Annotated in this window: 23 protein-coding genes; 14 read left to right on the top strand and 9 right to left on the bottom strand. The window is 65.9% G+C overall.

The window, feature by feature from the left end:
* Positions 1–19: 19 nt before the first annotated feature.
* The 4 genes from CEW88_RS02090 (at position 20) to CEW88_RS02075 (ending at position 2814) form a co-directional block, all read left to right on the top strand.
* Positions 20–481 carry a RidA family protein gene (locus CEW88_RS02090; protein WP_108964474.1) on the top strand — a complete coding sequence of 154 codons (462 nt, stop codon included), beginning with the start codon at positions 20–22 and terminating at the stop codon, positions 479–481.
* Positions 478–1236, top strand: a complete 759-nt coding sequence (locus tag CEW88_RS02085) for a glycerophosphodiester phosphodiesterase family protein (RefSeq protein ID WP_193989061.1) — start codon at positions 478–480, stop codon at positions 1234–1236. The genes CEW88_RS02090 and CEW88_RS02085 overlap by 4 nt, the downstream gene beginning before the upstream one ends.
* Positions 1237–1303: 67 nt before the next feature.
* Positions 1304–2527 carry a GNAT family N-acetyltransferase gene (locus CEW88_RS02080; protein ID WP_108964472.1) on the top strand — a complete coding sequence of 408 codons (1224 nt, stop codon included), beginning with the start codon at positions 1304–1306 and terminating at the stop codon, positions 2525–2527.
* Positions 2524–2814 (top strand): 4a-hydroxytetrahydrobiopterin dehydratase, encoded by a 291-nt coding sequence (locus tag CEW88_RS02075; RefSeq protein ID WP_108964471.1) that lies wholly within the window; start codon positions 2524–2526, stop codon positions 2812–2814. The genes CEW88_RS02080 and CEW88_RS02075 overlap by 4 nt, the downstream gene beginning before the upstream one ends.
* 150 nt (positions 2815–2964) lie before the next feature.
* Here CEW88_RS02075 and CEW88_RS02070 read toward each other — a convergent pair whose 3' ends face one another.
* Positions 2965–3453, bottom strand: coding sequence for a peroxiredoxin (locus CEW88_RS02070; RefSeq protein WP_108964470.1), 489 nt, complete (start codon positions 3451–3453; stop codon positions 2965–2967).
* Positions 3454–3537: 84 nt separating this feature from the next.
* On the opposite strand from CEW88_RS02070, the gene CEW88_RS02065 reads away from it, so the two are divergent.
* From CEW88_RS02065 to plsY, 6 genes are all read left to right on the top strand, one after another.
* A complete protein-coding gene (locus CEW88_RS02065; RefSeq protein WP_108964469.1) occupies positions 3538–4749 on the top strand; it encodes an NAD(P)/FAD-dependent oxidoreductase in 1212 nt (403 codons plus the stop codon).
* Positions 4746–5303: a 16S rRNA (guanine(966)-N(2))-methyltransferase RsmD gene (gene rsmD, locus CEW88_RS02060; protein ID WP_108964468.1), complete on the top strand. Its 558-nt coding sequence runs from the start codon at positions 4746–4748 to the stop codon at positions 5301–5303. Before CEW88_RS02065 ends, rsmD begins: the two co-directional genes overlap by 4 nt.
* Before the next feature lie 130 nt (positions 5304–5433).
* Complete coding sequence (locus CEW88_RS02055) at positions 5434–6384, top strand: aspartate carbamoyltransferase catalytic subunit (RefSeq protein ID WP_108964467.1); 951 nt, start codon at positions 5434–5436, stop codon at positions 6382–6384.
* 12 nt (positions 6385–6396) lie between these two features.
* The gene (locus tag CEW88_RS02050; RefSeq protein ID WP_108964466.1) at positions 6397–6945 is read left to right on the top strand and encodes an aspartate carbamoyltransferase catalytic subunit; all 549 of its coding nucleotides are present in this window, start codon (positions 6397–6399) and stop codon (positions 6943–6945) included.
* Between the two features lie 49 nt (positions 6946–6994).
* Entirely contained in the window at positions 6995–8284 is a 1290-nt protein-coding gene (pyrC, locus tag CEW88_RS02045) for a dihydroorotase (protein WP_108964465.1), read from the top strand.
* Between the two features lies 1 nt (position 8285).
* The gene (gene plsY, locus CEW88_RS02040) at positions 8286–8897 is read left to right on the top strand and encodes a glycerol-3-phosphate 1-O-acyltransferase PlsY (RefSeq protein ID WP_193989051.1); all 612 of its coding nucleotides are present in this window, start codon (positions 8286–8288) and stop codon (positions 8895–8897) included.
* A 47-nt stretch (positions 8898–8944) separates the two neighbouring features.
* Here plsY and CEW88_RS02035 read toward each other — a convergent pair whose 3' ends face one another.
* On the bottom strand, positions 8945–9544 hold the full coding sequence (locus tag CEW88_RS02035) for a 2-hydroxychromene-2-carboxylate isomerase (RefSeq protein WP_108964464.1): 600 nt from the start codon (positions 9542–9544) through the stop codon (positions 8945–8947).
* A 102-nt stretch (positions 9545–9646) separates the two neighbouring features.
* Between CEW88_RS02035 and CEW88_RS02030 the strand changes: the two genes are divergently transcribed.
* The 3 genes from CEW88_RS02030 (at position 9647) to CEW88_RS02020 (ending at position 11451) form a co-directional block, all read left to right on the top strand.
* Positions 9647–10657 carry a ribose-phosphate pyrophosphokinase gene (locus CEW88_RS02030; protein ID WP_108964463.1) on the top strand — a complete coding sequence of 337 codons (1011 nt, stop codon included), beginning with the start codon at positions 9647–9649 and terminating at the stop codon, positions 10655–10657.
* The gene (locus tag CEW88_RS02025; RefSeq protein ID WP_108964462.1) at positions 10657–11115 is read left to right on the top strand and encodes a GNAT family N-acetyltransferase; all 459 of its coding nucleotides are present in this window, start codon (positions 10657–10659) and stop codon (positions 11113–11115) included. The genes CEW88_RS02030 and CEW88_RS02025 overlap by 1 nt, the downstream gene beginning before the upstream one ends.
* Before the next feature lie 120 nt (positions 11116–11235).
* On the top strand, positions 11236–11451 hold the full coding sequence (locus CEW88_RS02020; protein ID WP_159099531.1) for a DUF1127 domain-containing protein: 216 nt from the start codon (positions 11236–11238) through the stop codon (positions 11449–11451).
* 24 nt (positions 11452–11475) lie between these two features.
* Here the strand turns inward: CEW88_RS02020 and CEW88_RS02015 are convergent, their stop codons facing one another.
* The 7 genes from CEW88_RS02015 to CEW88_RS01985 form a co-directional block, all read right to left on the bottom strand.
* Positions 11476–11826 carry an H-type lectin domain-containing protein gene (locus CEW88_RS02015; RefSeq protein WP_108964460.1) on the bottom strand — a complete coding sequence of 117 codons (351 nt, stop codon included), beginning with the start codon at positions 11824–11826 and terminating at the stop codon, positions 11476–11478.
* A gap of 146 nt (positions 11827–11972) precedes the next feature.
* Positions 11973–12416 (bottom strand): F0F1 ATP synthase subunit epsilon, encoded by a 444-nt coding sequence (locus tag CEW88_RS02010; protein ID WP_108964459.1) that lies wholly within the window; start codon positions 12414–12416, stop codon positions 11973–11975.
* A 43-nt stretch (positions 12417–12459) separates the two neighbouring features.
* The gene (gene atpD, locus CEW88_RS02005) at positions 12460–13884 is read right to left on the bottom strand and encodes a F0F1 ATP synthase subunit beta (protein WP_108964458.1); all 1425 of its coding nucleotides are present in this window, start codon (positions 13882–13884) and stop codon (positions 12460–12462) included.
* Between the two features lie 16 nt (positions 13885–13900).
* Entirely contained in the window at positions 13901–14779 is an 879-nt protein-coding gene (locus tag CEW88_RS02000) for a F0F1 ATP synthase subunit gamma (protein WP_108964457.1), read from the bottom strand.
* Between the two features lie 21 nt (positions 14780–14800).
* Positions 14801–16339: a F0F1 ATP synthase subunit alpha gene (gene atpA / locus CEW88_RS01995; protein WP_108964456.1), complete on the bottom strand. Its 1539-nt coding sequence runs from the start codon at positions 16337–16339 to the stop codon at positions 14801–14803.
* The gene (locus CEW88_RS01990; RefSeq protein WP_164197567.1) at positions 16340–16906 is read right to left on the bottom strand and encodes a F0F1 ATP synthase subunit delta; all 567 of its coding nucleotides are present in this window, start codon (positions 16904–16906) and stop codon (positions 16340–16342) included.
* A 374-nt stretch (positions 16907–17280) separates the two neighbouring features.
* Positions 17281–18030: a methyltransferase domain-containing protein gene (locus tag CEW88_RS01985; protein WP_108964454.1), complete on the bottom strand. Its 750-nt coding sequence runs from the start codon at positions 18028–18030 to the stop codon at positions 17281–17283.
* A 74-nt stretch (positions 18031–18104) separates the two neighbouring features.
* On the opposite strand from CEW88_RS01985, the gene gloB reads away from it, so the two are divergent.
* A complete protein-coding gene (gene gloB / locus CEW88_RS01980) occupies positions 18105–18866 on the top strand; it encodes a hydroxyacylglutathione hydrolase (protein WP_108964453.1) in 762 nt (253 codons plus the stop codon).
* Positions 18867–19002: the final 136 nt, after the last annotated feature.

Here is a 19002-nt window from a genome sequence, read left to right as displayed (position 1 = left end):
ACATCCAAAGGAGGCCCCCATGACCGACATCACCGCCCGCCTTGAAGAGCTCGGCCTGACCCTGCCCGACGCCCCTGCCCCCGCGGCCAACTACGTGCCCTACGTACAGAGCGGCGCGATGCTCTACGTTTCGGGACAGATCAGCATGGACGAGAGCGGGCTGATCACCGGCAAGCTTGGCGAGACGCTGGATGTCGAGGCCGGCGCCAAGGCTGCGCAGCGCTGCGCCCTGGCGCTCATCGCCCAGGCCAAGGCGGCCTGCGGCGGCGACCTGTCGAAGCTCAAGCGCGTGGTGAAGCTGGTCGGCTTCGTCAACTCCACCCCCGAGTTCACCGACCAGCCAAAGGTGATCAACGGCGCCTCGGATCTGATGGTCGCGGTCTTCGGCGAGGCCGGCAAGCACGCCCGTTCCGCGGTCTCCGCGGCGGCGCTGCCCATGGGGGTGGCGGTCGAGATCGAAGCGGTCTTCGAGCTCGCCTGATGGCCGGACTGCCCGCCGCCTTCCTCGAGCGGCCCATCGCGCACCGTGCCCTGCACGACCTCGCGGCGGGCCGTCCCGAGAATTCCCGCCCTGCCATCTCCGCCGCCGTCGCGGCGGGCTACGGCGTCGAGATCGACCTGCAGCTCTCCTCCGACGGGGTGGCCATGGTGTTTCACGACGAGCGGCTCGAGCGGCTGACCGGCGCGCGCGGCCTGCTCGGCGCGCGCGATGCGGCCGAATTGTCTTCGCTGACGCTCAAGGGTGGCGAGGAGGGCATCCCGACGCTCGTCGAGGTCCTCGAGCTGGTCGCCGGCCGCGTGCCCCTGCTGATCGAGATCAAGGACCAGGATGGCGCGCTCGGCCCGGACGTCGGCACGCTGGAGAAGGCCGCGGCGGACGCGCTGCGCGGCTACGAGGGGTCCGTGGCTGTGATGTCCTTCAACCCCCACTCCATGGCCCGGATGGCCCGGCTCGCGCCGCAGGTGCCGCGCGGTTTGACCACCGACCGTTTCGACCCCGATAACTGGTCCGGCGTCCCCGGCTGGCGCCTCGAGGAGCTGCGCGGCATCCCCGATTACGCCCGTACCGGTGCCTGCTTCATCTCGCACAGCTGGAAGGACCTCGCCGCGCCGCGCGTCGCCGAGCTGAAGGCACAAGGCGCCGCGATCCTCTGCTGGACCATCCGCACGCCCGAGCAGGAGGCACAGGCCCGCGCGGTGGCCCAGAACGTGACATTCGAGCAGTATCTCGCGTGAGCGTGTCTTGATCCCGGCCCCGCCGGGGTCAGATACTCCCGCAGATGACCCGAGCCGAGATCACCATATGACCGATCAGAGCCCCAGCCCGACCTCCGATCCGACAGCGGGCGATACCATCGCCGTCAATGTGCTGACCTCGCTGGACCAAATCGCCGAGACCGACTGGGATGCCTGCGCCTGCCCCGAGGCGGCGGCGGGCGGGCGCCCCGACGATCCGTTCACCACCTGGCGCTTCCTGCGCGCACTTGAGCGGTCCGGCTCTGTCGGGCGCGGCACCGGCTGGGACCCGCGCTACCTGGTGGCGGAAAAGGCGGGGCGGGTCATCGCCGTCGCCCCGCTCTACGCCAAGGGCCACAGCCAGGGCGAGTATATCTTCGACCACAGCTTCGCCCATGCCTACGAGCAGGCGGGCGGGCGCTACTATCCCAAGCTGCAGATCGCCGTGCCCTTCACCCCGGCCACCGGGCGGCGCTTCCTCACCCGCCCCGGCCACGAGGCCGAGGGCATGATGGCGCTGGTGCAGGGTGCGGTGCAGCTCACCGCCGAAAACGACCTGTCGTCGCTGCACGTCACCTTCTGCACCGAGGGCGAGGCCATTGCCGGCGAGCGCATGGGCCTTTTGCGCCGTGTCACCCAGCAATTCCACTGGCTGAACCGGGGCTACACCGATTTCGACGGCTTCCTCGCCGATCTCAGCTCGCGCAAGCGCAAGGCGATCCGCAAGGAGCGAGCGCGGGCCCAGGCGTTCGGCGGCACCATCCACATGCTCACCGGCGATGAGATCGAGCCCGAACACTGGGACGCCTTCTGGACCTTCTATCAGGACACAGGCGGGCGCAAGTGGGGCACGCCCTACCTCACCCGCGCCTTCTTCGACGAGGTCCATGAGACGATGCGCGGCGACGTCGCGCTGGTGATCTGCGAGCGCGAGGGGCAGCCGGTGGCGGGGGCGCTCAACTTCATCGGGCGAGACGCGCTCTTCGGCCGCTACTGGGGCTGCACCGAGGATCACCCCTGCCTGCACTTCGAGGCGTGCTATTACCGGGCCATCGACTTCGCCATCGCCCATGACCTGTCCCGCGTCGAGGCTGGCGCGCAGGGGGAGCACAAGCTGGCACGCGGTTACCTGCCGAGCCAGACGCATTCGCTGCACTGGTTCCCCGACAAGGGGTTTGCCCGCGCCGTCGCGCACTATCTGGAGGCCGAGGCACGGGCCGTGGACGAGGACATCGAGGTGCTCACCGCCTACGGGCCGTTCCGGAAAGACCACGGGAAGGACACCCAATGACAGAGAAACTCTCCGACACCGGCCGTGCGACCATGCTCGCCCCCCTGCTCGAGAACGGATGGGAGATGAACGCAGCGGAGGACACCCTCTGCAAGACCTTCGAATTCGCGGATTTCACCGAGGCCTTCGGTTGGATGACCCGCGCCGCGCTCTGGGCCGAGAAGTGGAACCACCACCCCGACTGGCGCAACGTCTATAAGACCGTCGAGGTCTCGCTCACCACACATGACGTGGGCGGTCTCAGCACGCTCGACGCCAAGCTCGCGCGCAAGCTCGACTCGCTCTGAGCCAAGGAGGTGAGGTGCTGCCATGGCGCCTCTCCCGCCGGAAAGGTCGCGACATTCGCATTTGGAACGAGAAGAAGGCCGGTTGCGCTTCTTCTCTTCCCAGATACGCAAATCCGGCGGCGGCAGACCCGCCGCCGGATGCTCTATTGCTCAGATTGCCGCCAGCAGCGCTTCGCCGCCAGACACCTCGCAGGTGCCGCGCCCGGTCTCTTCGTGGAACACTTTCACGATGCCATCCTCGACATACATCGCGTAGCGCTTCGAGCGGCGGATCAGCCCGGCGGGCTCGGCGGTGAACTCCATGCCGATGGCCGAGGTGAAGGCCCCTTCCGCATCCGCGAGCATGGTCAGCCCGGCCTCGGTCGCACCGGTGGCCTCGCCCCAGGCCTTCATCACGAACGGATCGTTCACAGAGATGCAGATGATCTCGTGGACGCCCTTTTCGTCGAAGCCACTCTTGGTGCGGATGAAGCTCGGCACATGGGCCGACGAACAGGTCGGGGTGAAAGCGCCCGGCAGCGCGAAGATCACCACATTGCGGCCCGCTAGCTTCTCGCCAAGCGATACCTGTTCGGGGCCGGCCTCGCCCAGCGTCAGCAGCTCTGCCTCGGGCAGCCGGTCTCCAGCGGATAGCGCCATGCCGTTTTCTCCATCATTTGCGTTTCCGACAGGGCGAGATATAGGTTTCGCGCAAATCACGGGAAAGCGGAAAAGAGGCCAGCCATGGGGCATGTTGTTGTGATCGGTGCGGGACAGGCCGCGGCCTCGCTTGTGGCGCGTCTGCGCGGCAAGGGCTTCGAGGGCGAGATCACCGTGATCGGCGCCGAGGCCGAGCCCCCCTACCAGCGCCCGCCGCTCTCCAAGGCCTATCTGCTGGGAGAGATGGAGAAGGACCGGCTCTATCTCCGTCCGTGTACCTATTACGACGAGCAGAACATTACGCTGATGCTGGGCGAACCCGCCGTCTCGGTCGACACCCGGGCTCGGCATGTCATCGCCGGCGGCCGCGAGATCGCCTATGACGAGCTGGTGTTCTGCACCGGCTCCGCCCCCCGCCGCCTGCCGCCCGCCATCGGCGGTGACCTGGACGGCGTCTGCGTGGTGCGGGGCATCGCCGACGTGGACGCCATGCGCGCCCGTTTCACGGCAGGCGCCCGCGTGCTGATCGTCGGCGGCGGCTACATCGGCCTCGAGGCCGCGGCGGTGGCCTCCAAGCTCGGCCTGCAGGTGACGCTGGTGGAAATGGCCGACCGCATCCTGCAGCGCGTCGCCGCCCCCGAGACCTCGGACTGGTTCCGCGCCCTGCACAAGGGCCATGGCGTCGACCTGCGCGAGGGTGTCGGCCTCGGCAAGCTGGTCGGCGAGGACGGCAAGGTCACCGCGGCGGAGCTGACCGACGGCACCACCTTGCCGGTCGATTTCGTCATTGTCGGCGTCGGCATCCTGCCCGAGACCTCGGTCGCCGAGGCCGCGGGCATTGAGATCGAGAACGGCATCCGCACCGATGCCTTCGGCCGCTGCTCGGCGCCGCATGTCTGGGCCGCGGGCGATTGCGCCTCTTTCCCGATGGGCGATGCGCAGCTGCGGCTGGAAAGCGTCGGCAATGCCATCGACCAGGCCGAGGCGGTGGCGGACAACCTCATGGGGGCAGAGGCACCTTACAAGCCCAAGCCTTGGTTCTGGTCCGACCAGTACGACGTGAAGCTGCAGATCGCCGGGCTGAACGCAGGCTTCGACAATGTCGTGGTGCGCGATGGCGGCGCCGGGCCCGTCTCGCACTGGTATTACCGCGAGCGCCAGCTCATCGCCCTCGACGCGATGAACGATCCGCGCGCCTACATGGTCGGCAAGCGACTGATCGAGGCCGGCAAGAGCGCCGATCCCGAGGTGGTTGCCGATGCGGGCAGCGATTTAAAGGCTCTGTTGAAGGCATGAGGATCATCGCCGGAGACTGGCGCGGCCGCGCGCTCACCGCCGTCGGCAAGGGCGATCCGGGCGCGCATCTGCGCCCCACCACCGACCGGGTGCGCGAGAGCCTGTTCAACATGCTCGGTGGCGGGCGCTTCGGCGAGCCCTTCGAGGGGGCGGTGGTGCTCGACCTCTTTGCCGGCACCGGCGCGCTGGGGCTCGAGGCGCTATCGCGCGGTGCCACCTCGGCGACTTTCGTCGACGACGGGCGCGTTGCGCAGAAGCTCATCAAGCAGAACATCCGCCTTCTTGGCTGCGCGGACCGTGCCCGGACGCTCTCTTGCAACGCCACCCGGCTGCCCCCGACCGACGCGCCCGCGACGCTGGTCTTTCTCGACCCGCCCTACGGGTTGAACCTCGGCGCCAAGGCGCTGGAGGCCGCGCGTGCGCAGGGCTGGCTTGCCCCCGAGGCGCTGATCGTCTGGGAGGAAAGCGGCCCGCAAGAGGCGCCCGGAGGCTTCACCCTGCTCGACAGCCGCCGCTACGGCGACACCACGGTGACGCTGCTGGAAGCGCCCTGAAACCGCGCCTAAACTCTGCATCTGATCCGGGCATAGTGGCCCGGCGGCGGGCCTTTGCCGCGAATTCGCGACCACTTGTCGCGCGGCCCCTGCGTTTCTATAACCGCGGCAACTCAAGGGGAGCCGTTTCATGCGTTTCGACCAGCGCCACCTTCTGGGCATCGAGCCCCTTCGTCCGGATGAAATAACAACGCTGCTCGATCTGGCCGAGCGCTACGTCACCCTGTCGCGCGCCCGCGACAAGCACGCCAATGCGCTGGCCGGGCTCACCCAGATCAACATGTTCTTCGAGAACTCCACCCGCACGCAGTCCAGTTTCGAATTGGCGGGCAAGCGGCTCGGGGCGGACGTGATGAACATGTCGATGCAGGCCAGCTCAATCAAGAAGGGCGAGACCCTGATCGACACGGCGCTGACGCTGAACGCCATGCACCCCGATCTGCTGGTCGTCCGCCACCCGCATTCCGGCGCGGTGGACCTGCTGGCGCAGAAGGTGAACTGCGCGGTGATCAACGCCGGCGACGGCCGGCACGAACACCCGACGCAGGCGCTTTTGGATGCGCTGACCATTCGCCGCGCCAAGGGCCGGCTGCACCGGCTGAACATCGCCATCTGCGGCGACATCGCCCATTCGCGCGTCGCGCGCTCGAACCTGCTGCTGCTGCATAAGATGGAGAACCGCATTCGTCTGGTCGGTCCGTCGACGCTGATGCCCGCAGGCATCGCCGACTTCGGCGCCGAGGTCTACGACGACATGGCCGAAGGGCTGAAGGACGTCGACGTGGTGATGATGCTGCGCCTGCAGAAGGAGCGCATGGACGGCGGTTTCATCCCGTCGGAGCGCGAGTACTACCATCGCTGGGGACTGGATGCCGAGAAGCTGGCCCATGCCAAGCCCGACGCCATCGTCATGCACCCCGGTCCGATGAACCGCGGCGTCGAGATCGACGGCACCATCGCCGACGACATCAACCGCTCGGTGATCCAGGAACAGGTCGAGATGGGCGTCGCGGTGCGCATGGCCGCCATGGACCTTCTGGCCCGCAACCTGCGCGCCCGGCCCACCGAGCTGGCCGTCTGAGCGGGGCGCGAAATGACAAAGATGCACATCAACGGTTCGGTGGACGGCGAGGTTCGCCTCTTCCACCTCGATCTTCCGGCGGAAGCGGTCGAGCGCTTCACCACCCAGGCGGGCACCGGGGAGTTTCCGCTGCAATATGCGCTTGGCGCGCGCAAACTCCGGCCCTCGCGGATCGACGTCGTTTCGATCCGCGATCTGGGAGAGATGCCGCTCTCGACCTATCTCGCCGAGGCCTATCAGGTAGGCGGCGAGGACTTTCGCCAGATGAAGCCGCGCATCGATGCGCTGAAGGGCCACGTGGTGGTCCTGCCGAGCGCCGCCTTCGATCGCACCTCGCAGGACCTGACCATCTCGACCCCATTGCGCTGGATCGGCACCTTCAAGGAAGCCGAAGGCGCGAGCCCGCGCGCTGGCAAGCTGCGCAGCGCCGGAGCGCGCGGCAGCATGGATCGTCCCAGCCCCGCCGCCCCCGAGCCGCGCAGCCGCGCGCTGACTTTTGCTCTTCTGGGGCTCGGCGTGCTGGTGGTGCTGGTGCTTGCCGCCCTCTTCAGGGCCAGCTGATGCGCCCCTCCACCGCCCTGCAAATGACCCCGCTTCCCGGAGCCCCCGAATGAAAGACACGCTGCTCTACAACGCCCGGCTGATCGATCCCGAGGCCGGGACCGTCACGGAAGGCGCGCTTCTTCTCTCCGGCGGTCGCATCAAGGCCGTGATCACCTCGGCCGACGAGATCACCACGCTGATCGGGCAGACCGAGGCGCAGGACCTGAACGGGGCCCATATCGCGCCGGGCATCGTCGATCTTGGCGTCAAGGTCGGCGAGCCGGGCGAGCGCCACAAGGAGAGCTTCAAGACCGCGGGCATGGCCGCCGCCGCCGGCGGCGTGACCACCATGATCACCCGCCCCGACACCGCGCCGGCGATCGACACGCCCGAGGTGCTGGAGTTCATCCGCCGCCGCGCCAATGAGACCGCGCCGGTGAACGTGCTGCCGATGGCCGCGCTGACCAAGGGCCGCCAGGGGCGCGAGATGACCGAGCTCGGCTTCCTGCTCGACGCCGGAGCCGTGGCCTTCACAGATTGCGACCGCGTGGTGACCGACACCAAGGTGCTCTCGCGCGCCATGGGCTACGCCCGCTCGCTGGGCGCGCTGGTGATGGGCCACCCGCAGGAGCCGATCCTGTCGAAGGGCGCCGCCGCCTCCTCTGGGAAGTTCGCCTCGCTGCGCGGCCTGCCCGCCGTGTCGCCGATGGCCGAACGGATGGGCCTTGACCGCGACATCGCGCTCGTCGAGATGACCGGCGTGCGCTACCACGCGGATCAGATCACCACATCGCGCGCGCTTCCCGCGCTGGAACGCGCGAAAAACAACGGCTTTGACGTGACGGCGGGCATCTCGATGCACCACCTCACGCTCAACGAGATGGACGTCGCCGACTACCGCACCTTCTTCAAGGTCAAGCCGCCGCTGCGCTCCGAGGACGACCGGCAGGCGGTGCTCGAAGCGCTGCGCAGCGGGCTCATCGATGTGATCGGCTCGTTCCACACCCCGCAGGACGAGGAATCCAAGCGCCTGCCCTTCGAGGAGGCCGCCTCGGGCGCAGTGGGTCTCGAGACCATGCTGCCGGTGCTCCTGCGGCTCTACCACGCCGGCGAGATCGACCTGCCGACGCTCTTCCGCGGACTGTCGCTGAACCCGGCGAAACGGCTTGGCCTCGACTGCGGCCGCCTGAGCGCGGGTGCCCCGGCCGACCTTGTGGTCTTCGACGCCGACAAGCCCTTCATCCTCGACCGCTTCAAGCTGCAGTCGAAATCCAAGAACACCCCCTTTGACGGGGCGCGGCTGCAGGGCAAGGTGCTGCAGACCCTCGTCGCCGGAACCCCTGTCTGGAGCGCCTGACATGCTGCCCGAGATCACCTCTTCGGCCCCCACGCTGATCCTCTGGGCTGTGCTGGGCTATCTGCTCGGCTCGATCCCCTTCGGCCTGCTGCTCACACGGGCAATGAACCTCGGCGATCTGCGCGCGATCGGTTCGGGGAATATCGGGGCGACCAACGTGCTGCGCACCGGCAACAAGGCGGCGGCGGCGGGCACGCTGATCCTCGACGGCGGCAAGGGTGCGGTGGCGGTGCTGCTGGCGCGCTGGCTTGCGGGCGAGGACGCGGCCCAGCTCGCAGGGCTTGCCGCGTTCCTTGGCCATTGCTTCCCGGCATGGCTCAAGTTCAAGGGTGGCAAGGGGGTGGCGACCTTCATCGGCCTTATCCTCGCATTGCACTGGCCGGTCGGGCTGATCACCTGCGCCACCTGGCTTGCGGGCGCGGCGATGTCGCGAATCTCGTCGATGGGCGCGCTGATCGCGGCGCTGCTCTCGACACTCTGGATGGTGCTTTTCGGCCAGATCGAGATGACCGCGCTGACGCTGGTCCTGACCGTGCTGATCTTCTGGCGCCACCGCGAGAACATCGACCGCATCCGCAAGGGCACCGAGTCGAAGATCGGCCAGAAGGGCTGATCCTCGGCAAGGTCGGCGTGGCCCGGCTTCGCGCCGGGCCGGCTTGGTCAGAGCTTCCCGCTCAGGTGCAGGTCGAGGTCCTCGATCCGGTCCTGCCCCCAGAATTTCTCCCCCTCCCCGGTGATCCAGAAGGGCGAGCCGAAGACTCCGGCGCCCACGGCCTCTTCGAGGTTGGCCGCATAGGTCTCGGCCCCGACCAGAAGCCCGCTGTCGGCCAGAGACGGATCGAAGCCATTCTCTTCCAGCGCGGCCCTGATCACCACATCCTCGGCGATGTCCTTCTCCTCGGCCCAGCAGTTTCGCAGCAGCGTCTGGATCAGACCGCCGACATCCCCGCCCCCAGCCTTCGCCGCCGCGATGATCGCATAGGACGAGGGCGCCGCGTTGGTCGGCCAGAACATCGGCTTGAGGTTCAGCGGCAGCCCGGCCTTTTTCGCCTGCCGCGGCAGGTCGAGGTTGCGGTAGTCAATCCGGGATTGATGGCGCTGCGCCAGAGGCGCGCCACCGGTCCGCGGAAACAGCGCCGTGATGTCGAAGGGCTTGTAGACCACTTCGGCACCATGCTTCGCCACGACCTCTTCGAACCGCGGTCCGGCGAGGTAGGCAAAGGGCGACAACATCGAAAAATAGTACTGGATTTGTGCCATGGGGTCACATGCCCTTCCGTGTATCTTTGCCCCACGCTAACTGCGTGTTAAGGCGACCGCAACGTCACGAATCTGTCATTCCGTAGCGCCGGAGCCTCCCAAATGCCCACTGTCATCGAACCCAAGCTCATCGCGGGTAATGCCAACAAGCCGCTGGCAAACGCCATCGCCCGCCGCATGTCGCTCTATCGCGGAGGCGCAGTCGGGCTCGTCGATGCGCGCGTCGAGCGGTTCAACGACCAGGAGATCTTTGTCGAGGTCTACGAGAATGTCCGCGGCGAGGACATGTACATCCTCCAGACGACCTCGAACCCGGCAAACGACAACCTGATGGAGCTGCTGATCATGGCCGACGCGCTGCGCCGCTCCTCGGCCGCGCGGATCACCGCCGTGATTCCCTACTTCGGCTATGCCCGTCAGGACCGCCGCACCAAGGCGCGCACCCCGATCACCGCCAAGCTGGTCGCCAACATGATTCACGAGGCCGGCGTTGAGCGGGTGCTGACCATGGATCTCCACGCCGCACAGATCCAGGGCTTCTTCGACATCCCCGTCGACAACCTCTACGCCTCGCCGATCTTCGCGCTCGACATCGAGCATCAGTTCAAGGACTCGCTGCAGGACGTCATGGTGATCTCGCCGGACGTCGGCGGCGTGGCCCGCGCCCGCGAGCTGGCCAAGCGGATCAACGCGCCGCTCGCCATCGTCGACAAGCGCCGCGAGAAGCCGGGCGAGATCGCCGAGATGACCGTGATCGGTGACGTCACCGGCAAGAAGTGCATCATCGTCGACGACATCTGCGACACCGCCGGCACGCTGTGCAAGGCCGCCGAGGTGCTGATGGACCACGGCGCCACCGAGGTGCACGCCTATATCACCCACGGCGTGCTGTCCGGCCCCGCCGTCGAACGCGTCACCAAGTCGGTGATGAAGTCGCTGGTCATCACCGACTCGATCGCCGCCACCGACTCCGTCGCCGCAGCGCCGAACATCCGCATCCTGCCGACCGCGCCGATCTTCGCGCAGGCGATCCTGAACATCTGGAACGGCACCTCGGTGTCTTCGCTGTTCGAGACCGAAGTGCTCGGCCCGATCTACGAAGGCATCCTCTGATGACCTCGCGCCCGCCGCTACTCCGGCGGGCGCGCCCCTCCGACCTCGATCAGATCGTATTGATCGTCGAGGCGGCCTATTCCCACTATATCCCGCGCATGGGTCAAAAACCCGGCCCGATGCTCGACGACTACGCGGCGCTGATCGCCGCCGAACGCGTCCACGTGGCCGAGCTGGACGACGCAGTCGCCGGGGTGCTGGTGCTGCTGCCTCAGGCCGACGCGATGCTGCTCGACAATATTGCCGTCTCGCCGCAAGCACAGGGCAAGGGCCTCGGCCGCGCCCTGATGGACTTTGCCGAGGCCAAGGCGCGCGCGGCGGGGCTAAGCCGAATCCGGCTCTACACGAACCTGCTGATGACCGAAAATCTCGTGCTTTACCCGCGGCTCGGGTACCGCGAGACCGGTCGGGTCCACGAAAACGGCTTTGACCGGGTCTATTTCGAAAAACCTATCTAGGTGCCGCACCACGGTTTTTTCCCGACATGCAGAGCCTGCAAGGCGGGCTTCTCCTGATGTGGCTTGTGACTCGGGCCGGAAATCCCGATGTCAGCGCCACCACGAAATCAGGAGGCCATCATGGCAACGACCGACATTCACAGTCTTCCGACCGAGACCCACCGCGGTGCGCTTGCCCGCATGATCGAACGCTTCACACTCGCCCGCTCGCGCCGCGCCGAATACCATCGCGTCGTCCGCGAACTCGACGCCTTCAGCGACCGCGATCTGGCGGACATCGGGTTTCACCGCGCCAATATCCGCGACATCGCCTGGCAAGCCGCCTACGGCCGCTAAAGGCCGTAGCCCCTCTGCCGTGGGCTAGTCGATGAGCCAGTCATCCTCGCCCCGCACCTCTCCGATCGCCATCCAAGACAGACGCACGCGCGCCACGCGCGTGTCGGACCATGTGCGGAACACCATGTCGAACCCGGCTTCCGAGACGTTCTCGGCACCGAGGTCGGCACGGATGTTCCCGCCATTGTCGATATCCCACAGCGACAGCGCGACCTGAACGTTCGGCGGGATGGCGAAGCGCTCGGAAAAGGCAACCCACCGCCTCCGTTCGCGTTCGCCCGAACCGGTCCACATGTCGCCGCCGCTCTCGAATTCCGAGAACAGGTCTTCGCTGCCCTGCTCGATGCCGACCCAGGCGCCGCGCAATTTCCGCATCAGGTCTTTCCTCGTTCCACTGCTCTGCAGTCTTGTGCAACGGCGCTCGAAAGAAAACGGATATTCCTCCGCATCACGCTGTTTCCCCTGCACAAAAGCAAAAGGCCCCGCTCGCGCGGGGCCTTTGCTTGTCTCGAACGCCAGGCTCAGTAGTTGAGGTTGGCCGCTTTCGGGTCGAGCCCGATGTGCGTGCCCACCGCCACCATGTCCTGAAGCAGCTTGGCCGCCTCGTCCACGGGGCCCGGCTCGTTCTCGGGAGCAGCTTCCTTCGCGGCCTTGTAGGCCATGACAGCTTCTTCCACGAGCGCGTCGTAGGTCGCCTGGTCCATGTCGCCATGCGGCACGGCCTTTTCGGCCAGCACGCTGACCGACTGACCGATCTCGGCAAAGCCGCCGGTGACGACGAACTCTTCGGTGCCGGTCTCGGTCTCGACCTTGAGGATGCCCGGACGCAGCGTGGTGATCATCGGCGCATGGTTGGGCATGGCCGTCAGATCGCCCTCGGTGCCCGGAATCTGCACTGCCTTGACAGCAGCCGACATCAGGTTGCGCTCGGGGCTCACCAGGTCGAATTGCATCGTTTCAGCCATTTGGGCCTCCGGTTACTGGGGGGCGCGAGGCCCCCCTCTGGTCTCAGGCTGCGTCAGCCGCCATTTTCTCGGCCTTCGCGAGCACCTCGTCGATGCCGCCGACCATGTAGAAGGCGCCTTCCGGCAGGTGGTCGTACTCACCGTTCACCACGGCCTTGAAGGACGAGATGGTGTCCTCGAGCGGAACCTGCACACCGTCGGAGCCGGTGAACACCTTTGCCACGTCGAACGGCTGGCTGAGGAAACGCTGGATCTTCCGGGCGCGGGCCACGGTCAGCTTGTCCTCTTCCGACAGTTCGTCCATGCCGAGGATCGCGATGATGTCCTGCAGCGACTTGTAGCGCTGGAGGATACCCTGCACGGCAAAGGCCACGTCGTAGTGTTCCTGGCCGACAACGGCCGGGTCCATCAGACGCGACGAGCTGTCGAGCGGGTCCACGGCGGGGTAGATGCCGAGTTCTGAGATGGCACGGTTGAGAACCGTCGTCGCGTCGAGGTGCGCGAAGGTCGTGGCCGGTGCCGGGTCGGTGAGGTCGTCCGCGGGAACGTAGACGGCCTGGATCGAGGTGATCGAGCCGTTCTTCGTCGAGGTGATGCGTTCCTGCATCGCGCCCATGTCGGTTGCCAGCGTCGGCTGGTAGCCCACAGCGGAGGGGATACGGCCGAGAAGTGCGGACACCTCGGAGCCTGCCTGCGTGAAGCGGAAGATGTTGTCGACGAAGAACAGAACGTCGGTGCCGGACTGGTCACGGAACTGCTCGGCCAAGGTCAGGCCGGTCAGGGCGACGCGAGCACGGGCTCCCGGCGGCTCGTTCATCTGGCCGTAGACCAGCGCCACCTGCGATTCCGACAGGTTGTCGGGCTTGATGACGTTGGATTCGATCATCTCGTGGTAAAGGTCGTTGCCCTCACGGGTCCGCTCGCCAACACCGGCGAACACTGAGTAGCCCGAATGCACCTTTGCGATGTTGTTGATCAGTTCCATGATGAGAACGGTCTTGCCCACGCCGGCGCCGCCGAAGAGGCCGATCTTGCCGCCCTTCGAGTAGGGCGCCAGCAGGTCGATGACCTTGATGCCGGTGACCAGGATTTCCGACTCGGTCGACTGTTCGTCGAACAGCGGAGCGGGCTGGTGGATGGCACGGGTTTCTTCGGCGTTCACCGGGCCCTGCTCGTCGACCGGCTCGCCGACGACGTTCAGGATGCGGCCGAGGGTCGCGTTGCCGACCGGCACCGAGATCGGGCCGCCGGTGTCTGCCACGGCCTGGCCGCGGACGAGACCTTCGGTTGCGTCCATCGCGATGGTGCGAACAGTGTTCTCACCCAGGTGCTGGGCGACTTCAAGAACCAGTTTCTTGCCGTCGTTTTCGGTGGTCAGCGCGTTCAGAATCTCGGGCAGGTGGTCGTCGAACTTCACGTCGACCACGGCGCCGATGACCTGGGTCACTTTGCCTTTTGCGTTTGCCATTTATCGTCTCCGGTTCTTAGAGCGCCTCGGCGCCCGAGATGATTTCGATCAGTTCGTTGGTGATGACCGCCTGACGCGAGCGGTTGTACTCGATCGTCAGCTTGTCGATCATCTCGCCCGCGTTGCGCGTGGCGTTGTCCATGGCGCTCATCCGAGCCCCCTGTTCCGAAGCCGCGTTCTCCAGCAGAGCCGAGAAGATCTGGGTTGCGACACCACGGGGCAGAAGATCGGCAAGGATGGCTTCCTCACCGGGCTCGTATTCGTAGAGCGTGGACCCGCCAGCATCTCCCTCGGGCGCGTCGAACTGCGCCGGGATCACCTGCTGCGCCGTCGGGACCTGAGAGATCACCGACTGGAACTTCGAATAGAAGATGGTCGCCACGTCGAATTCCTCGTTGTCGAAACGAACGAGGATGTCCTTCGCGATGTTCTGAGCATCGGCGTAACCGATTTTCTTCACTTCGCTCAGGTCGACGTGACCGACGAACAGATCGCCGTAGTCACGCTTGAGCTGCTCGCGGCCCTTCTTTCCGACGGTGAGAATCTTCACCGTCTTGCCTTCGGCCTTGAGCGTTTCGATATGGGTCCGCGCCTTCTTCACGATGGAGCTGTTGAAGCCCCCGCAAAGCCCGCGCTCGGCGGTCATGACGACGAGCATCTGCACGTCGTCCTTCCCGGTGCCCGAGAGCAGTTTCGGCGCCGTTGCGCTACCGCCCACCGACGCGGCCAGGCTACCGAGCAGCGCGTTGAAGCGCTCGGTATAGGGCCGCGACATCTCGGCTGCATCCTGTGCCCGCCGCAGTTTTGCGGCGGCCACCATTTGCATGGCCTTGGTGATCTTCCGGGTCGATTTGACCGAGGAGATGCGGTTTTTGAGGTCCTTGAGGCTAGGCATAATCCTGTCCTTTCAGGGCGCTCAGGCGTAGGTCGCGGCGAATTCGTCGAGCACTGCCTTCAGCTTGTCCGCGGGTTCACCCTTGATCTTCGGATCGTCGTTTTCGATCCATTCGAGGATGTCCTTGCGCTGGCCGCGCAGGAACGCGAGCAGGGCAGCTTCGTACTTGCCGACTTCCTTGACCGGAACGCTGTCCAGATAGCCGTTGGTGCCTGCGAAGATGATGCAGACGATCTCGGCGTTGGTCAGCGGCGAGTACTGCGGCTGCTTCATCAGCTCGGTCAGACGTGCGCCGCGGTTCAGCAGCTTCTGGGTCGAGGCATCGAGGTCCGAGCCGAACTGGGCGAAGGCCGCCATCTCGCGATACTGCGCGAGCGACAGTTTCACCGGGCCAGCAACCGAGGACATCGCCTTGGTCTGAGCCGAGGAGCCGACGCGCGACACCGACAGACCGGTGTTCACGGCGGGGCGGATGCCTTGGAAGAACAGTTCGGTCTCGAGGAAGATCTGGCCGTCGGTGATCGAGATCACGTTGGTCGGGATGAAGGCCGACACGTCGCCGCCCTGGGTCTCGATGATCGGCAGCGCGGTCAGCGAGCCGGACCCGTGATCTTCGTTCAGCTTTGCCGAACGCTCGAGCAGGCGCGAGTGGAGATAGAACACGTCGCCCGGATACGCTTCACGGCCCGGCGGACGACGCAGCAGCAGCGACATCTGGCGGTAGGACACGGCCTGCTTGGACAGGTCATCGTAGATGATGAGCGCGTGCTTGCCGTTGTCGCGGAAGTACTCGGCCATCGCGGTCGCGGTGTAGGGCGCGAGGTACTGCATCGGAGCCGGGTCGGACGCGGTTGCGGCCACGACGATCGAGTAATCGATCGCGCCGGTGGCTTCCAGACGCTTCACCAGCTGCGCAACGGTCGAGCGCTTCTGGCCGATAGCCACGTAGACGCAGTACAGCTTCTTGCTGTCGTCATCGCCGGCAGCGTCGTTGTACGACTTCTGGTTCAGGATGGTGTCGAGCGCGATCGCGGTCTTGCCGGTCTGGCGGTCGCCGATGATCAGCTCGCGCTGACCGCGGCCGATCGGGATCATCGCGTCGACCGACTTGAGGCCGGTTGCCATCGGCTCGTGCACCGACTTACGCGGGATGATGCCCGGTGCCTTCACGTCTGCGACGCGGCGCTCGGAAGCGGCGATCGGGCCCTTGCCGTCAAGCGGGTTGCCAAGGCCATCGACCACGCGGCCAAGCAGGGCTTCGCCCGCCGGCACGTCCACGATCGAGTTGGTGCGCTTGACGATGTCGCCTTCCTTGATGTCCCGGTCGGAGCCGAAGATCACCACACCGACGTTGTCCGATTCCAGGTTCAGCGCCATGCCCATGATGCCGCCCGGGAATTCGACCATCTCGCCGGCTTTCACGCTGTCGAGACCGTGGACACGCGCGATGCCGTCACCGACGGAGAGCACGCGACCCACTTCTGCGACTTCGGCCTCCTGACCGAAGTTCTTGATCTGCTCCTTTAGGATCGCAGAAATCTCGGCTGCTTGGATACCCATTTATCCGACCTCTTTCATTGCATTCTGGAGGGAGTTGAGCTTCGCGCGGATCGACGTGTCGACCATCTTCGAGCCCACCTTAACAACGAGACCGCCGATGAGGCTCTCATCCACGGTCGATTTGATCTTCACATCCGAGCCGATCTGCGACTTCAGCGTCGCGGCAAGCTCGGAGGCCTGAGCCGGGGTCAGCTCGATGGCGGAGGTCACCTCGGCGGTCACCTCGCCCTTCTCTGCCGCGATCATCTCGCGCAGGTGAGCGATCAGCTGCGGCAGCGCGAAGAGACGACGCTTGGAGGCCATCAGGCCCAGCGTATTCGTCAGCACGGGCGCGAGGCCCATCTTCGCGGCGACAGCCATGATTGCCTTGCCCTGCGCTTCGCGGGTGTAGACCGGCGAAGAGATCAGATCCTTCAGCTCGGCGCTCTCGTCGAGTGCGGCGGACAGATCGTCGATACCGCTCTCGAGCTTGTCGAGCGCCTTTTCCTCTTTGGCGATCCCAAAGACCGCCGTGGCATAGCGCGCCGCGATGCCGCTGGAGATCGAAGCTGGTTCAGACACGTCCACCCTTCCGATATGAGGCCCCCGCGACGCACGGAAGTGATCCGGCGTCCGGAGGCGTTGTCCCTGCCCTGATGCCCTCAGGGCGTCGAAATCGCCGACGATCTATCAGAGCCATGGGGACCTCGCAACATGCTAACGGCCATTTAACCGTCTGCTGAGCGTGGGTTTTCCGGCTTCTGATCGGTCCCGCGCGGCACTGCGGCAGACAGAGCTATGGAATGTCTCGCTTTTTCGTGAGCAACGGAAATAATGCGGCACGAGGGCGCAGGTTTTGATCCCGCGTCACGCTAGCGCAAACGTATCAACCAAGTCACAATCTGAGGGAGATATGCACCATTGAGCGCTTCTGAGCGAATCTTTTTCGCCGCAAATCGCCTTCAGACCGGCTTCGGCTCCTTGCTTGGCACCGGGCTCAGGACCTCCAGCGGGTTCGGCACGCGGACCTTCTCGCCGATCCCCTTGCGCTGCGGCGGGTAGCGCTTCGAGGCGCGCACCATAAGGACGCCTCCGGCCATCACCGCCGGCACCGTGCGGCCGATCCGCTCCCAGACCGGGGCAGTCTTCATCCAGAAGCGGCGGGTCGAGGGCGGCTGGTAAAGCACCGAGGCGTTCGAGACCCGCAGGAAGTCATGCGCCCGGAGTTGCGTGTCGAGCTGGCTGAGCGAATAGGGGCGGCCCTGACCGAAGGGCGTGGTTTCGGAGCGCGCCCAGAGGCCCGAGCGGTTGGGGACGATGAACAGCACCTCTCCCCCCGGCCCCAGCGTGCGGTAACACTCGTCGAGCAGCGCGGCTACATTTGTGCAGGTCTCGAGACCATGCATGACCACCAGCCGGTCGAGATGCCCGGTTTCCACCGGCCAAAGCATCTCTTCGGCCAGCACCGAGACGTTCGGCATCCCCGCCGGCCAGCGCATCACCCCCTGCGGCGCGGGCATCAGCGCCATGACCCGGCGCGCCTGCGCGAGATAGGGGCGCAGCACCGGCACCGCAAATCCGTAGCCCGCCACGTTGAGCCCCTGCGCCTCGGGCCAGAATCGCAGCACCTGGTCGCGCAGCGCGCCGCGCGCCGCGCGGCCAAGCGCGCTGCGATAGTAGAAGTCGCGAAGCGCCTGCACGTCCGGATGCATTGCGGGCCGTCGTCCCTTGCGTCACTCTGGGTCACTCTCGCGAGTCACTCTGTCAAAGCCTTGAAGGAAAAGCCATGCCCCTCGAGATCGTCACCATCCCCTGCCTGAGCGACAACTACGCCTATCTGGTGAAGGGGCCCGAGGGCGCGATCCTGATCGATGCCCCCGAGGCGGCACCGATCGAGGCGGCCCTCGATGCGCGGGGCTGGACGCTGGACGCGATTCTCATCACCCATCACCACCATGACCACGTCGGGGGAATCGCGGCGCTGCGTGCGCGCTACGGCTGCACCGTGATCGGCCCGCGCGCCGAGGCGGCAAGGATCGACGGGCTCGACCAGCTGGTCGGCGGCGGCGACGAGTTCTCGATCGCGGGCGTCGGCGTGCATGTGATCGACGTGCCCGGCCACACGTTGGGCCACATCGCCTTCTATATGCCGCAGGCGCAGGCCGCCTTCACCGCCGACAGCCTCATGGCATTGGGCTGCGGACGACTGTTCGAAGGCGATGCCGCGATGATGTGGGCGTCGATGCAGCGGCTGATGGCGCTGCCGGCGGACACGATGATTTGCTCGGGCCACGAATACACTTCCGCCAACGCAAGATTTGCGCTTACTATTGAACCTCAGAACGCCGAGCTTAAATCTCGGAGTGACGCCATCGCCAAAGCCCGGACAGAGGGGCGAGCTACCGCCTCCTGCGCGCTGTCCGAGGAACTGGCCACCAACCCTTTCCTGCGACCGGACTCCCCCGAGATCCGCGAGCGGCTCGGCTTGACCGAGGCGACGGACGCCGTTGTCTTTGCCGAAATCCGCGCCAGGAAAGACCGCTTCTAGGCCGCCGCTTTTCACGCCACGTTGCACCCCCCATGGCAAATGTGAGCGCCGCAAGCCTAGAAAACACTTGAAGGATGGTCCTGATCGACCAAACTTTAACGGTAAGAGGCAATGTTGGGCCCAGTGCCCGACGCAG

The sequence above is a fragment of the Alloyangia pacifica genome (assembly GCF_003111685.1).
In the GTDB taxonomy this organism is placed as follows: domain Bacteria; phylum Pseudomonadota; class Alphaproteobacteria; order Rhodobacterales; family Rhodobacteraceae; genus Salipiger; species Salipiger pacificus_A.
This window is presented reverse-complemented; position numbering and strand designations above follow the sequence as displayed.